Source organism: Dactylosporangium sp. NPDC000555 (assembly GCF_040300025.1).
Classification (GTDB): domain Bacteria; phylum Actinomycetota; class Actinomycetes; order Mycobacteriales; family Micromonosporaceae; genus Dactylosporangium.
In genome coordinates this window covers 60,515-75,398 of record NZ_JBEPDB010000021.1, presented here as the reverse complement: position 1 = coordinate 75,398, position 14,884 = coordinate 60,515, and the positions used below count along the sequence as shown (strand labels likewise).

14 protein-coding genes are annotated in these 14,884 nt (G+C 69.1%); 5 read left to right on the top strand and 9 right to left on the bottom strand.

Translation table 11 applies throughout. From position 1 onward, the window contains the following. Positions 1 to 294 precede the first annotated feature (294 nt). The gene (locus ABT297_RS16025; RefSeq protein ID WP_350549464.1) at positions 295 to 2,352 is read left to right on the top strand and encodes an Hsp70 family protein; all 2,058 of its coding nucleotides are present in this window, start codon (positions 295 to 297) and stop codon (positions 2,350 to 2,352) included. Between the two features lie 227 nt (positions 2,353 to 2,579). Here ABT297_RS16025 and ABT297_RS16020 read toward each other — a convergent pair whose 3' ends face one another. The 6 genes from ABT297_RS16020 to ABT297_RS15995 form a co-directional block, all read right to left on the bottom strand. After that, complete coding sequence (locus tag ABT297_RS16020) at positions 2,580 to 2,855, bottom strand: integrase core domain-containing protein (RefSeq protein WP_350549501.1); 276 nt, start codon at positions 2,853 to 2,855, stop codon at positions 2,580 to 2,582. Beyond that, positions 2,737 to 3,474, bottom strand: a complete 738-nt coding sequence (locus ABT297_RS16015; protein WP_350549462.1) for a helix-turn-helix domain-containing protein — start codon at positions 3,472 to 3,474, stop codon at positions 2,737 to 2,739. Before ABT297_RS16015 ends, ABT297_RS16020 begins: the two co-directional genes overlap by 119 nt. Positions 3,475 to 3,800: 326 nt before the next feature. Next, the gene (locus ABT297_RS16010; protein ID WP_350549460.1) at positions 3,801 to 4,307 is read right to left on the bottom strand and encodes a hypothetical protein; all 507 of its coding nucleotides are present in this window, start codon (positions 4,305 to 4,307) and stop codon (positions 3,801 to 3,803) included. Between the two features lie 282 nt (positions 4,308 to 4,589). Then, positions 4,590 to 5,060: a DUF4240 domain-containing protein gene (locus ABT297_RS16005; protein WP_350549458.1), complete on the bottom strand. Its 471-nt coding sequence runs from the start codon at positions 5,058 to 5,060 to the stop codon at positions 4,590 to 4,592. A gap of 551 nt (positions 5,061 to 5,611) precedes the next feature. Continuing rightward, positions 5,612 to 5,872: a Scr1 family TA system antitoxin-like transcriptional regulator gene (locus ABT297_RS16000; RefSeq protein WP_350549499.1), complete on the bottom strand. Its 261-nt coding sequence runs from the start codon at positions 5,870 to 5,872 to the stop codon at positions 5,612 to 5,614. Positions 5,873 to 5,904: 32 nt separating this feature from the next. Beyond that, complete coding sequence (locus ABT297_RS15995; RefSeq protein ID WP_350549456.1) at positions 5,905 to 9,414, bottom strand: BTAD domain-containing putative transcriptional regulator; 3,510 nt, start codon at positions 9,412 to 9,414, stop codon at positions 5,905 to 5,907. A gap of 199 nt (positions 9,415 to 9,613) precedes the next feature. On the opposite strand from ABT297_RS15995, the gene ABT297_RS15990 reads away from it, so the two are divergent. The 4 genes from ABT297_RS15990 to ABT297_RS15975 all read left to right on the top strand — a co-directional run bounded on the left by ABT297_RS15990 (position 9,614) and on the right by ABT297_RS15975 (position 12,856). After that, positions 9,614 to 11,005 carry an NlpC/P60 family protein gene (locus ABT297_RS15990; protein WP_350549454.1) on the top strand — a complete coding sequence of 464 codons (1,392 nt, stop codon included), beginning with the start codon at positions 9,614 to 9,616 and terminating at the stop codon, positions 11,003 to 11,005. Positions 11,006 to 11,378: 373 nt separating this feature from the next. Then, a complete protein-coding gene (locus ABT297_RS15985) occupies positions 11,379 to 12,191 on the top strand; it encodes an SAM-dependent methyltransferase (RefSeq protein ID WP_350549497.1) in 813 nt (270 codons plus the stop codon). A 209-nt stretch (positions 12,192 to 12,400) separates the two neighbouring features. Then, positions 12,401 to 12,634 carry a hypothetical protein gene (locus ABT297_RS15980; protein ID WP_350549452.1) on the top strand — a complete coding sequence of 78 codons (234 nt, stop codon included), beginning with the start codon at positions 12,401 to 12,403 and terminating at the stop codon, positions 12,632 to 12,634. Positions 12,635 to 12,640: 6 nt separating this feature from the next. Continuing rightward, positions 12,641 to 12,856, top strand: coding sequence for a hypothetical protein (locus ABT297_RS15975; protein WP_350549450.1), 216 nt, complete (start codon positions 12,641 to 12,643; stop codon positions 12,854 to 12,856). Between the two features lie 189 nt (positions 12,857 to 13,045). Here the strand turns inward: ABT297_RS15975 and ABT297_RS15970 are convergent, their stop codons facing one another. The 3 genes from ABT297_RS15970 to ABT297_RS15960 all read right to left on the bottom strand — a co-directional run bounded on the left by ABT297_RS15970 (position 13,046) and on the right by ABT297_RS15960 (position 14,882). After that, positions 13,046 to 13,663: a hypothetical protein gene (locus tag ABT297_RS15970; RefSeq protein ID WP_350549448.1), complete on the bottom strand. Its 618-nt coding sequence runs from the start codon at positions 13,661 to 13,663 to the stop codon at positions 13,046 to 13,048. After that, the gene (locus ABT297_RS15965) at positions 13,663 to 14,130 is read right to left on the bottom strand and encodes a hypothetical protein (protein ID WP_350549446.1); all 468 of its coding nucleotides are present in this window, start codon (positions 14,128 to 14,130) and stop codon (positions 13,663 to 13,665) included. The genes ABT297_RS15970 and ABT297_RS15965 overlap by 1 nt, the downstream gene beginning before the upstream one ends. 80 nt (positions 14,131 to 14,210) lie before the next feature. Further along, a complete protein-coding gene (locus ABT297_RS15960) occupies positions 14,211 to 14,882 on the bottom strand; it encodes a response regulator transcription factor (protein WP_350549444.1) in 672 nt (223 codons plus the stop codon). Between the last annotated feature and the right edge of the window lie 2 nt (positions 14,883 to 14,884).

Genomic DNA, 14,884 nt, shown 5'->3' with positions numbered 1-14,884 from the left:
TATCCATCGTACGAGTCGAGCAGGTGCATTTTTTGTTGCTGCCGTGCAGGCCACACGCTGTGGCGTTGTGCACGACAGCCGGGCCCGCGTTCGCCGCCCCGCTGAACGCGGCTATTCAGACAGATCCGACCGTGGCGTGTCGTTGATGACCGACGTGACGTGGATCGGGGCTGCGGGCCGGTTTGACTTCGACCCCTCGTCACGTGGTCCAACGGATGTCGATGCGTCCGTCAAGCGCGCAACGCGGACTGTTGGGCCGATCGCGGGGTCGCTACCAACCCTTATATTGGCGACGTGGACGCGCGAAGGCGCCGGCTCGGGGTGGACTTCGGTACGTCGAACACCGTGGCGATGCTGGCCTGGCCCGACGGGCAAGTCCGGCCGCTGCTGTTCGACGGCTCGCCTACGCTCCCGTCGGCGGTGTTCGCCGACGCGCAGTCCGGGCTGCTCGTGGGGCGCGACGCGATGCATGCGGCGCGGATCAGCCCCGAGCGGTACGAGCCGAATCCCAAACGGCGCATCGACGAGGCGGTGGTCCTGCTCGGCGACTGGGAGGTCGCGACGGTTGATCTCGTCGCCGCGGTGCTCGCCCGGGTCGCCGGCGAGGCACGGCGGGTCACCGGTGGGGCACTCGGCCCCACGACCGTCACCTGCCCGGCCGCGTGGGCGCAGACCCGGCGCGGCGTGCTGCTCGCGGCCGCGGAGCGCGCCGGGCTCGGGGCCGTGACGCTCGTGCCGGAGCCGGTCGCCGCGGCGCAGGTCTTTCGCATGCTGGGCGGGGCCGGCGCGCCGGTGGGGCTGCCCGGGTCGGCGTTCGTCGTGTACGACCTGGGCGCCGGGACGTTCGACGCGTCCGTGGTACGCCACGGCGGTGGGGCGTTCGAGGTACTCGCCGCGGAGGGGCTGAGCACGTCCGGCGGGCTGGACATCGACGCGGCGATCGTCGGGTACCTCGGCGCGACCCACGCCGGGCGCGACCCGGGCGCGTGGCAGCGGCTGACGCATCCGTCCAGCAGCGCCGAGCGTCGCGCGAACCGGCTGCTCTGGGACGACGTGCGCTCCGCCAAGGAGATGCTCTCCCGGACCTCCTCGACCATGATCCACATCCCCGCCCTGGAGACGGACGTTCCGCTCGGGCGGGATCAGTTCGAGCAGCTGGCCCGGCCCATCCTCGCCGCCACCGTGACGGCCACCCGGGCGGCGGTCGCGGCGGCCAGGCTGAGCGCCGCCGATGTCGAGGGCGTGTTCCTCGTGGGCGGCGGGAGCCGGATTCCGCTCGTCGCCACGCTGCTGCATCAGGCGCTCGGGAAGGCGCCCACGGTGGTGGAGCAGCCGGAGCTCGTGGTGGCGCAGGGGGCCGTGGGGGCCTCCGCGCAGTTCACGGCGCCCGGGGCCGGTTCCGCCGGCGCCGGGCACGCGGCGGGCGGCGCGATCTGGGGGCCGCCGGTTTCCGGAGCCGGGGGCTCCGGTGTCGTGCCGGGTGCCGTTTCCGGGGCGCCCGCGTCGCCCGCCGTGTCCGGGCCGCCTGCTTCCGGCGTTTCAGGGCCGCCGGACGTGTCGTCGGTGTCCGGGCCTCCCGGGACGTCGATGTCAAGGATGCCGGGCGGCGGTGGTAGTGCGAGCATGCCTTCGGCGCCCGTCTCGCCGGCGTTCTCCTCGGCCCCCGTGACCGGGTATCCCGTTTCGCCGGCCGTTGGCGGGTACACGGCGCCGACCTCGGGGGCTCCCGGTGGGCCTGGGGTGCCCGGGCCGCCCGTGGGACGGGTGGCCGGACCCGCGCCTGCTGGGGTCGCGGCTTCGGGTGGCGGTGCCGCCGGCGGTGGGGCGGTGCCGCCGGTTGCGGCGCGTGCCGCCGCCGGGGCACCTTCCGGTGGTACCGCCGGCGAGCGCGGCCGGCGCACCGGAGTGCTCGTCGCGGTGGCGGTGGCCGTACTGCTGGTGATCGGGGCCAGCGCATACGGGGTCAGCCAGCTCGTCGGGAAGAAGGGCAACGACGTTCCCGGCGATAACAGTTCCAGTCAGGACAGTTCGTACGTATCGGCCGAGATCGACCATCCGAACGTCGACTGGGCCAGCAAAGCCGAAGAGTACGACGGCAAGGCGGGGACCACGATCGCGTACGAATGCCCGTCGCACGGGACGATCGGGACGGTGTGGGGATCCGGGCCGTACACCACGGATTCGGCGGTCTGTACCGCAGCGGTGCACGACGGGCGGATCTCGCTCGAGGACGGCGGGCGCGTGGTGATCAAGATCTTGCAGGGACAGAGCTCGTACGAGGGCAGCACGCAGAACGGCATCATGACCACCGCGTACGACGCCTATCCGTGGGCGTTCCAGATCATCAGCTGATTGGACAGGGGAACAGCGCGCTCTGTTCCAGTGCACGCTTGTCCCCGCACCCCGGCCCTTCCGCACAGCGAAAGCGCCGGCCCACACCGGGTGGGGCGGCGCCTCCGCTGCGCTTGCGCTTCCGCTTGCCTTCTTCTCTCGCGCCTGGGGTCCGGGGCCATCCACTCTTGCCTTGTGCCGCGCCAATTCTACGTGTAGGGCCTGTGAGCTGGCGTTTCTGGCTGTGGTCAGGCTGCTCGGCGGTACTCGTTGATCAGGCCCTGAAGGACTTGGCGTTTGTGTACCGGTCGGTCGAGCGGGATCACGACGTCCGGGTTGTGGCGGGGTGGGTGCTGGTCGAGACTCTGATGTGGACGGTGCTCGTTGAAGTGCCGGGCGTAAGCGTCAAGGATGGCGCGGGCGTGCTGTTCGTTGTAGATCAAGATGTGGTCGGTGCATTCGCGGCGGACGGTGCCGATGAACCGCTCGGCGTAACAGTTCGCTCGCGGTGTCCGCGGCGGGATCCTGACCACCGCGACGCCCCTCGGCGGTGAACACCGCGTCGAATGAGGTAGTGAACTTGCTGTCACGGTCTCGGATCAGGAACCGGAATGAGTTTGCCCGCTCGCAGAGGTCGACGATCAGGTTCCGGGCCTGCTGCGTGGTCCAGTCCCCGGTCGGGCTCGCAGTCACGCCGAGGATGTGCACCCTGCGGGTGACCACCTTCATCACCACCAACACGTAGATTCGCCGCAGCGCGATGGTGTCGAGGTGGAAGAAATCGGTGGCCAGCAGCCCGTGCGCCTGAGTCCGGAGGAAGCGTCGCCAGCTGGTGTCCATACCGCGCGGCGCCGGCCCGGTCCGTGTGCGGGCCAGGATCCGGCGGATCGTGCCGGCACCGACCCGGTACCCGAGGCCGACCAGCTCGCCCTGGATGCGGCGGTGTCCCCAGTCTGGGTTCTCCCGCGCCAGCCGCAGGACCAGATCCCGAACCTCGGCGTTGATCGGCGGCCGGCCTGGCCGGTTCGGGTAGGTCCAACGGCGTTGGACCAGCCGGCGGTGCCAAGCCAGCAGCGTGGCGGGCGTGACGAGGCGATGCCCGCGCAACCATCCGGGCAGCAGCCGCGTCAACGCGGACAGCACTGCCCGGTCCGGCCACGACGGTCGCGGCCGGCCGGCGCAGGACCGCGACCTCGTGACGTAGGACCAACAGCTCCGCAGTCTTGGCAGCGTCGCTGCGCGATAGCCACACCAGCCAGCCGAACACCTGCACCATGCTCAGGTACAGCAGCCGGAACACCATCACACGAGCATGCGCCCGATCAGCGAAACCCCAGCTCACAATCCGTGCGACGAGTTATGGCACGGCACAAGGATGACAAAGAGCTGGGTAACGGGAGACTGTCACGCCCAAATCTCTGAGAGCCGAGAAGTGAGACCCCTCCCGGCTACTCGACCTTATCCAGGCTTCAAGCGTTGCCGACGCGGACGAACACGTCGGCCGGCTCGGCGTCGAGGTCGGTCGCGACATCCACGTCCAGCGGTGTTGTGGTGGCGTAGTCGACGTCGATGACGGAGAACTGCTTAGCGGCGTTTCGCGGCCATCCCCACTCGGCGGGCACGGTCGAGACGAACCGCGCAGGCTTCACGGTGGCGGACCCGGTGAACCGGTTCAACGCGAGGAAGTCCTCCGCGCACGGCCGGGGCACGGACAGGCGCAGGTAGAACGAGCTGGAGAACCCGACCCCGTCCGAGTGGGCGGCGTACCGCACCGCATGCTCGGCGCACGCAGGGAGCGCAACGTGCGCCCACCGTAGCCCCTCCTCCAGTGTGCCCCGATCGCTGCCTGGATAGGCCCGCTCATCCCGGCTGAACAGTTTCACCCCGACGATCGCCAGTCCGGCGACGAGGGTGACGACGCCCACTGCGATGATGACGACCGCTGGCCGTCGGACAAGTTTGGCTAGGCTGCTCATCTCGTATCTCCGTACGCCGCCAGTTCCCTGAGATCAGGAAATGCTGTGAGGGCCGCCGGTGCCTTTCAAGACATAGTTGTGCGCCATTCAGTATTCGTGCAGAAGATACAGCTCGTGCGGAACCAGCTGACCGTGCACGGTGGGAACTCCTCCTTGTCGAAGACCAAGAACTGGAGGCTCACCTCGGACATACGCCGACGAGACTGACTCCGAGGCGTCCTACACGAGAATCAACATGCCGCTTGGGCTGCACGGACGAGGTACTCGGCAGGCGCAGTCTCCTCAGGGCCGGCGGGCCCAACCCTCCTTGTTCGAGCCGGTCTCGTAGTCGAACGGCTCGACGTGCGACCACTCGTCGCCGGTGGCCTCCTCGTACGCCTCGGGGGCCACTTCGAGCAGTCCGTCCGCGTGCTGGCTCACCACGTCGGTGAAATCCCGAAACGCAGCCGGGTCGGCAAGCACCTCCAGGTACCGCTCGCGGCCGGCGAGGACCACGGCACACCGCGCATATAGGAATGTGTCGGCGGACATCTCCACCGGCCGGTGCCGCTCGGCGCTATCCTTCGCCGGCTGCCGCGCCAGGTCGGCGCGGTCGAGCCGGAACAGTACGCCCGCCAGGTGGTCAGCGAAATCTTCAAGGTCGCCAGGGCTACGGGCGGCGAGCGCGGCGACAAGGTTCTCCTGCCCCCCGTCAAGGAAGCCAGCCAACCCGCCAACCCCGTGGATCAGTTCCCAGAACTCCTGCTCGGTCACGGTTTGCCCTTCACTTTCGGGTTCGCCGGCGCCGCCGGCTGTTGCTCGCCCAAGCGAAACGTTTGATCAGGCGACCCTCAACGGTCTCGGCGGCCGCGGTCCCCTCGTGGTCGTCGTAGAGCTTGCGGTGAGTCCAATTGTCGTTCGGGAACTCCGCTGCAGGCTCGCCACCTGCCGCTCGACCCGCAGCAGGGGTGTAGCGTGCCGGTCGCTGCCGCCCGTGCTGCCGGTGGCGCTGCAGCTGTGTTGCTCTGGGCCAAGCACTGATGGCATCGGAGATAGTCCGGCATGATCCGCGCTGGCACCTTCGTTGCGACCGGCGCGGCTCAGGCCCTGCACGCGGCGCGGCCGCGCTGGACGCCCTGCAGGGGTTGTTCCAGTTCACCGGCGATCTCGAGCCGCTGCGCCGGGGGCGATAGCGTTCGGCCGTCACTCGGTCGCCGACCTCGACGTCGACCGGCGCAGCGAGCCGGTCACTGGCGGAGATCGGCATGGTCTTGGTGGCCTGGCAGGCCGCAGCGCATCGGGGCTGGTGTTCGCAGTTGTCGACACTAGCGCGATTGATCAGTGTCGGCCGCGGCTTGGATCAGGGCTCGCGCTGCTTGGCCGTATATGGCAAGGCTGTGGAGCTGATTGAACATCCTGCCGTACATCTGGACCCCTCGTGGCTGGGTGATTTCCAGGCCCGCTGTGGGGGTTTCGATGCCGACCAGGTGGTCGTCGTAGATCCAGAAGCCTACGGACGCGAAGGCGCGGCGTGGTGCTGCCTGTGGGATGACCCCGAGGCTGACGCTGCCAGGCGACGAGCACAAGTGTGACGATGCTCCTGGTGCCTGCGTCTTGATCAACCGACGTGCGGTCGTTTCTCACGACCATTGACCATGGTTCGGTCCCGGTTGGCGCTCCGCATGAGCCGCTCGATTCGCGCCACGCGGCTCTGGGCGCCTGCGTCGACACTGATCCGCAAAGCCTGCTCGTAGAGGTCCCGCTGGCTGCCGCAGCCGGACTGCGCACATGCCACCAGCGCGTCGGCCTCCAGCATGCGGTAGCCACCCTTGCGGGCGAGCCGCAACGCCTCCTGTGCGGCGTTACCGGCCTCCCGCACCGCGCCGTCGTACAGATGCGCGGTGGCGAGGCCGATCAGAGCTCTGGTCTGCAGGTAGGGGGCGCCCACCGCCTGCGCCAGCACATATGAGTCTCGCATGCACTGCGCCGCCTCGTCGGGCTGGCCCGCGTCGAACAGCAGCGAGCCCAGCGTGACGAGCATGCCGCCCAGCCCGGGCCGGTCGTGCGTCGCCCGTATCAGTTCGAGGCCGAAGCGGGCTGTGTCGATCACCTTCTCCTGCGGATGCCCGGTCTCCGCGTACAGCAACGCCAACTGCTCCAGCACGCTGGCAGCCGCATACCGCGAACCGAGCCGTCGATGAATTCCTTCGCAGTGTTCGAACTGCACCAGTGCCTCGTCGAACCGGCCCATCTCACGCAGTACGAGGCCGAGGTTATGTCGGTTTATGCCCTCGCCGTCGAGGTTGCCGCCCCGCTGGTTCAATGTGAGGGCGTCGGCGAGGTATGCGGCGGCTGCGGCGAACTGGCCCAGCTCCCAGCACATCATGCCGAGGTCGTTGAGGGTGACCGCCTCCACGTAGTCGTGCCCGTGCGCACGGCAGCCCGCCAGTGCCTCCAGGTATGCCTTCCGGGCCTGTTCCGGCTCTCCCAGTGCCAGGTGCACCAGGCCGATGTTGTGGTTGATGTAGCTCACGGCCGCGAACCAGCTGGTCGACTCCGCCAGGGCCAGACCTAGCCGGTACTGCCGCAGCGACTGCCTGAATTCACCAATCGACCAGTGCGCCTGGCCCAGTGTCTGGTACATCGCGGCCTGGGCACGCCGGTCACCCGCCTGCTGGGCAGCGCTGAGCCCTGCCTTGCCGGTGGCGAACCACTGGGTGGCCTGCCGGGTGCTGAAGAAGTAACCCCTCAGCTTGTCGGCAAGAGTCCACGCCAACGGTCTCGGGCCCTGCCGTGACGCGTGCTCGATGATCGAGACCACCTCGGGTAGTTCCGTGTCCAGCCACAACAACGCCTCGTCGCGGTCGCCGAACTGCCCCGTGGCACCGCTGGCCCCCAGCAGCCGCACCATGTTGGGGTGTTGCAACGTGGCGGTCTCCGCGACTCGGTCGGCGTAGAAGGTATACAGCCGTTCGAGCGCGTCGGCCTGCTCGATCGGGCCGTCGTCGGTCAGTGACAGGTTGCGGGCGTAGAGTCGCAGCAAATCGTGGAAGAGGTACCGGCCCGGCGCCGGCGTCAGCAGCAGGCTGCCGTCCACGAGGTCGTCAAGGACGTCCTCGGCTTCGTGCTGACGCAGGCCGAGCAGTGCCGCCGCGGCGGGCACCGACCACTCGTTGATCGGCCCGACGGCAAGCAGTCGGAACGCCTTGGCCGTGGGCTCGGCGAGATCCTGGTAGCTGAGCTGGAAGGTGGCGCCGACCTGCAGGTCACCTGCGCGTAGCTCGTCGAGACGCCGCACCTCGTCGCCGAGGCGCCGGGCGAGGGTGTCGACCGTCCAGTTCGGGCGGTTCGCAAGCCGGGCACCCGCGATGCGCACGGCCAGCGGAAGCCCGCCGCACATCCGCGCGACCGCCGCGGCGGTGACCGGGTCGTCGAAGACCCGGGTCGGCCCGGCGATCTTTGCGAAGAGGTCGACCGCCTCGTCGACCGGCATCGTCTCGAGGTCGATGGCGTTCGCGGCTTCTAGGTCTACCATGCGACGCCGGCTGGTGACGATGACGCCGCAGCCGCCCCAGCCGGGCAGCAACGGCCGGACCTGCCGGGCGTCGCGGGCGTTGTCGAGCACGATCAGGACTCGCCGGGCGGCGAGCGTCGAGCGGTACAGCGCGGAGCATTCCGCTTCGTCGGTGGGAATGAGCGCGGCGGTGACACCCAGCGCACGCAGCAACTGGCTGAGCACCTCGATCGGGCGGAGCGGGTGCAGGCCGTCGCCCCGCAGGTCGGCGTAGAGCTGCCCGTCGGGATAGTCGTCGCGCACGAGGTGCGCCGCCTGCACCGCGAGGCTGGTCTTGCCGACGCCGCCGGGCCCGGCGATGGCGCAGATCATCACCGAAATGGGTGCCGGTCCCGAGGGCCCGCGCCGCAGCAGCTCGCACAGCAGCCGCAACTGAGCCTCTCGTCCGGTGAAATCGGCGACCGGTGCGGGAGTCTGGAACGGCCGGTTCCCCTCGACGGACACCACTTGCGGCACATCCGGCTCGGGCGGCGGCACCTCGATACTGGTGCGTGACCAGTGCTGGCGCAGCACCCGGCGGTGGAACTGGGCGAGTTCTGGCCCGGGATCGATGCCCAGTTCGTCGGCGAGCCTGCCGCGGATCCGCTCGTATGCGTCCAACGCCGCGGCCTGCAGGCCGCTGGCCGCCAAGGCCAGCATCAGCCAACCCCACAGCGGCTCGTGCAACGGATGCTCCTCGCTCAGCGTCCGCAGCGCGGTGAGCGACCGGCCGTGGCAGCCCAACCTGTCGGCGATCTCCGCCTGCTGCAGCGCCGCTTCGATGCGCTCGTTGGTCAGGCTGAGAGAGCGGGGATGGCCGAGCAGCTGCCCGACGTCCCCAGCGGGGGCTCCCCGCCAGAGCGCCAGTGCGTTGTCGAGCAGATCCAGCGCGGCGGGCGGCCGCGCGTCGCGTGCCTGATCGACCAGCTCGCGGAACCGCAGCAGGTCGAGTTGGTCGGCGTCGGCCCGCAGCAGATATCCGGTGGGCCCGGACCGCAGCATCCCGGCCCGGGAGGGGCCAGCCGCCGACGGGTTGAGCAGGCGACGCAACCGTGTCACATAGGTCTGCACCAGGCTGACTGCCGACTCCGGCGGCTCGTCTGGCCACAACAGGTCGATCAATTCCGCACGGGGCGCCGCCTCGTTGGGGGTCAGCGCCAGCCGGCCCAGCAGGGTACGCTGTCGGTCCGCGCCGAACTGCGCCTCGGTATCGCCGTGCTGCACGGCGATCGGGCCGAGGACCAGGATGCGTACCGGGCGGATGGCGGTGGTGTCGAACCGCTCGGCCGGAGCGGTCGGCCGGACCGCTGCGCGGCGCAACGCCTCGGCGTCGTCGCCGGTGAGGCCGAGCGCTTCACACAGTCGGCGGACCGAGGCTGGATGCGGGTACAGCGTGCGGCGCTGTTCCAGGTCCCGAACGGCCGCCGCACTGATGTCGGCGAGGGAGGCCAGCTCCCGCTGGGTGAGCGCGGCGACCTCGCGCCAAGTGCGCAACAAATGGCCAAAATGGACAGGCGGCCCGTCGTGGGCGTCTTTCACTGCCGTCCCCCGTAATGTCTGATGTGAATGCATCATAGTGCGGGTTTGATGCGGATGGCGCCCCGCAAGTCACGGTCACCTTCACCGAGCCGAATGAGCGTGAACTGCGAATACATCCTACGGTCCGGTGCGGGAACCGCAGCGTACGGTCGCCGTCAAGTCCTTCCACGAATGCTGTCTGCACCGCCGGGCGAACGGCCCGAGCGAATGCCGACAATCATCGGAAAGGACTCGAATGTCCATTGACGCACTTCCCCGAACCGGAATGGCGCTGCGCGCTGGTGTCGCCGTCGCCGGCGCGATTGCCGCCGCGCTCCTCGGCACCGTCCCCGCACATGCCGGCACCGATCAGTCGTCGTCGACTGCCGCCCTCCCGCCGGCGCTGGCGACAGTGACCTGCGGCTACAACGGCGCGGAGAACCAGTGGATGACCCGTTCCAACGCGGTCGCGCGTGCGCGGAGCTGGGTCGGCAAGACGCCGTACAGCCAGGGCCGCTGCTACCGCAACGTCTACGGCGACTACCGTACGGACTGCTCCGGCATGGTGGCCATGGCGTGGGGCCTCGGGGGCTACGGCCACGATTGGTGGACCGGCAATCTCGACCGGGTCAGCACGCCGATCGCGGCGGCACAGCTGCAGGCCGGCGATGCCCTGCTGCACCACGACGGCACCTCCGACGGCAGCCATGTCGCGCTGTTCGTCCGCTGGGCGGACAGCGCGCGCACCCGGCCGGTTGTGATTCAGGAGACTGGCTCCGCCGGTAACACCATCGAGGGCGAGCCGACGAACTTCAACTGGCGCAACTACACGCCGATCCGGTATTACCGCATCGTGGACGACTCGTCCGGCGGGACATTGCGTGAGGTGTATGGGGACTCGTCCGGCTGGCACGACGGGTCGCTGAACCTCACCACACGCGCCTACTCGGCCGTGGCCATGGCCGGCAACAGCCACCCGCAGATCATGGCCGTCCGCAACGGCACCCTACACCAGATCTACGGCGACGCCACCGGCTGGCACGACGGCGACACCGGCATTCCCCTGTCGGACAGCGCCACCGTCTCCGCCGTCAAGACGAACGGCACCTGGCCCCAAACCATGGCCGTCGACAACGGCGTCCTCTACCAGATCTACGGTGACGCCACCGGCTGGCACAAGGCCTCCACCGGCATCACCCTGCCTGTCGGCGCAGCCATCTCCGCCGTCAACACCGGCGGCACCTGGCCCCAAACCATGGCCATCGACAACGGCGTCCTCTACCAGATCTACGGTGACGCCACCGGCTGGCACAAGGCCTCCACCGGCATCCCCGCGACCACCGTCTCCGCCGTCTACCGCGGCGGCGTCTGGCCCACCTCCATGACCATCCGCGGCGGCACCATCCACGAAGTCTGGGCCGACAGCACCGGCTGGCACGACGGCGACACCGGCATCACCGCCGAAGCCATCACCGCCGTCGACATGGGCCGCGCCCATCTCGACACCATGGCCATCCGCAACGGCACCCTCCAACAAATCTACGGCGACAACACCGGCTGGCACACCGGCAACACCGGCGTCCACGCCAACACCGTCGCTGCCGCCAACACCGGAGGGCAATGGCCGGTCTCCATCACCACCGCCTGACCTGACCCCCACACACCCGCCGGGCCGCACCTCGCGGCCCGGCGGGTGCCGTCGGGCGTCAGGTAGGCGGTCGGCAGTAACTGCAGCATGGCGATGAAATCCGTCGCACGGCGGCGGGCAAAGCGTTGGGGGCTGGACAGTCCGGTCGGCACACTCAACACGCCTGGTTCATCTGCACTGCGGACAGTATCGAAATACTGGACCAAACCCGGACAGGCGCGGACAAATCGCCACTTGAGTCGCAGGCCGCGCAGCCGCATGTCGGGCTTGACGGGCTCGACGGCCAAGCCACGCTCGACAGCCCGCCCGGCAACCGCCGCGCCGGTCGGCCGGGTACGCTATCGACGTCAATTCGTCCGGCGAAGGGACGGTCATCGTGTCGGAAGACGCGCAGGCGCCAGTCGGGGTAGACACGTCGATACCACACTCGGCGCGGGTCTACGACTGGTGGCTCGGCGGCAAGGACAACTTCGCGGTTGACCGGGCGATGGGTGCCGCGATGATCCAGGCGATCCCGGGGCTGCGCGACATGGCGGCGGAGAACCGGCGGTTCGTCCACCGGGTGGCGCGATACCTGGTCACCGAGGCCGGCATCCGCCAGTTCCTGGACGTCGGCACCGGCATTCCCACCCCGCCGAACCTGCATGAGGTCGCCCAGCGGCTCGCGCCGCAGACCCGGGTGGTCTACGTCGACAACGACCCGATCGTGCTGGCACACGCCCGCGCGCTGATGGTCAGCACCCCGCAGGGGCGCAGCGAGTACATTCACGCCGACCTGCGAGAGCCAGCCAAAATCATGGCTGATCCGACGTTGACCGGCACGCTTGACCTCGATCAGCCGGTGGCGTTGACGCTGATCGCGATCCTGATGCTGATGCGCGACGAGGACGACCCGATCGGCAAGGTCCGGGTGCTGATGGACGCGTTGCCGTCAGGCAGTTATCTCACGATCACCCATCCGACGCAGGACTTCAATCCAGCCGAAATGGCCGCAGCGGTGGCAGCGGCCACGCACGGGCACATGACGCTGGTGCCGCGCACCCACGCCGAGGTGGAGCGGTTCTTCGACGGCTGGGAGCTGATCGAGCCCGGTCTGGCGCCGGTGATGGGCTGGCGCCCCGAGGGCGCGCCTCCGGCCGACGACAAGGCCGCCTACTACTGGGCAGGTGTGGCCCGCAAGCCGTAGCGGCCCTGCCGGACTTCCCACAGTGACGGGAACCGCCCCTCCACCGTCGTCGACACAAAGGTATCGACGACGGTGCGGGCCGAAAACAGCCCGCGACTTTCTGTACTACCGACCTGACGTCGACTGCATAAGTCCGGCCGGCTTGGCCAGCGCCGCCAGGGCACCATGATGTGGTGTCTGGATGCGGTTGGACCCACGCCCCTGGCACGGTGACCGCCGCCCGGCTGTCGCTGTCGGTGCTGGCGGTGACGGTGCTCGTCTCCTGTCTGATCAGCCTGTTTGTACACGATGAGCTCGCCATGACGTGCCGCTACGAATCCATGGATCAATGTGCCTCTGACACGACGTCCCTCGTGCTGGACGGTGTCGCGAGCGGAGTGTCCCTGGCCGTGATCTATGCGGTGCCGGCCCTGCTGCTGGGCCGTCCGCGCAACAGGAGCTGAGGACGCATGTTACCCACGCGACAACTCGCCTCCAATGGTTCGGCGCCGACGGTCCAGGAGCTCGCCGGCGCCGATGGTCGGTGGGCTGACGATGCGCTTCCGACGTGGTACATCCACACGACGGTGTCGCTCGCCGCAGCCGGGCTGATCGCGGCCGTCGCGGCCGCGATGTCGCTGGCCCTGCCCCCGTCCAACGTCTACTTCCGCCGCCATGGTGACTGAACCACAGCCGTACAGCGCAAGGGGCCGGCGGATCACCGCTGGCCCCTCTGCTGTGCGGTATGCGCTACCGCAGCGCCCGCTCGAGCTCGGACTTGCATGCCCACAGATGACCTGCTCGCACCTGCCCGCTCGACAAGCCGCTGGCCGGGCTGATCAAGGCGTGAACAGTGAGCTCCGTGGTCGCTCTCCTTAACTGAGCGCCCCGTTGGTGGGCTGTTGGTGGTGTTGCGCCCGTGCGCCGAGTGCCTGGGCGGCGAGGCGTATGCCGAGGTACGCGAACGGCAGCAGCAGCAACAGGTCCGCCGCATACGCCACAGCCGGTACCCGCGGGATGCGGCTGAGCGGGAACGCCACCGCACCCGCGCAGGTCAGCAGGCCGACCGCGAGCGGTACGGCGCGGATTCGGATCAGGACCGCGCCGAGGACGAAAACGGACGTGGGGAACAGCACGCCGGCGATCCAGAACGCCAGGAACGCGGCGGACGGGTGCTCACCGAGCAGTCGAACGGCCTCGGCGTGGCTGACATTGAAGAGTTCCTCCTGCATGCCCTGGATGCCGAAGGTGGCGCCGCCGACGCAGCCGTACATCGCAAGTGGATGAGCGAGCGCGGTGTACCGCGGAACCCGGTCCTCGATCGAACGGAATACGGCGGTGAGGCCGACGATCCAGCAGACGGTAGCCAGGATGATGAGCGTGCCGGTGTTGACGCCCTGGAAGCCGTCCTTCCAGAAGTACGAGGACAGGCCCTGGAATATGGGCGCGGCGACGAGACATGCGCCGGCGACGATGTTGCGCAGGCGGTACATCAGCCCTCCCGCACGGCGGTGAGGCGGTACGCGACCCATCGGACCGCGCCGGCCACGAGGCCGGCGAACGCGGCCGCCTGGTACACCACGACCGCCCGGCCAAAGCCGTCCTGGAACACGGTCTCGGCGAGCGGCTCATCGGCGAGGATGGCGACGCGGAGGAGCACGATGACGGACCAGCAGGCCAGTGCGGGGACGAGCGCGATGGCGAACGGACGTGCCAGCAGCCGCCACAGCAGGGAGCCTGTGCCGGCGCCCGCAGCCAAGACCACCCCGCCCACCAGGAAGAACAGCACCGCTGCCATGTTCGTTGTGCTGGCCAGTGCGATGCCGCGCAGGGGCTCTCCGGCGTAGAGCAGCAGCATCAGCGCGAGTCCGACACCGCCGGCGATCCCCGAGGAGCGCCAGGGCCAGCGGCGCAGGAGTCGCACCACCGATTCCCGTGTGGTCATGTTCGTTGTTGTCATGCCATCAACGGTAGGAATCCGTCGGCGTGCGGCCGTCCGCTCAGCGCTGCGACCTCGGTACCGCGTCCGCGCTACGGCGACTACCGCAACCGCGGTATGCCGGTCAGCCCGGACTGGTAGGCGATGACCACCAACTGCGCCCGGTCGCGGGCGTCGAGCTTGGCCATCGCCCGGTTGACGTGCGTCTTGGCGGTCGCCGGGCTCATGTTGAGCCGGTCGCCGATCTCCTGGTTGGACAGGCCGTCGGCAACGAGCGCGACGACCTGCCGTTCACGCGCGGTCAGCGTGTCCAGGCGCTCCAGCGGCGTGCCCTGCCGGCCGGTGCGACCGGCGAACGCGGCGATGAGCCGGCGGGTCACCTTCGGTGCGAGCAGGGCATCGCCGGCAGCGATAACGCGCACGGCGTTGCGCAGTTCCTCGGGTTCGACGTCCTTGAGCAGGAAGCCACTCGCACCGGCGTGCAACGCGGCGAAGACGTACTCATCGAGGTCGAACGTGGTCAGGATGAGCACCTTCGTGCCGGGCAGGCGTTCGTCGCCGACCAGGCGCATGGTGGCGGTCAACCCGTCCGTGCCCGGCATCCGCACGTCCATCAGGACAACATCAGGTCGATGCGCCCGGGCCAGCATGATGGCCTCGTCGCCGTCAGCGGCCTCGCCGACGACCTCGATATCGTCGGCGCGCTCCAGCAACACCCGAAAGCCCGCGCGGACCAACGCTTGGTCGTCGGCCAGCAGCACCCGGATCGCCACGG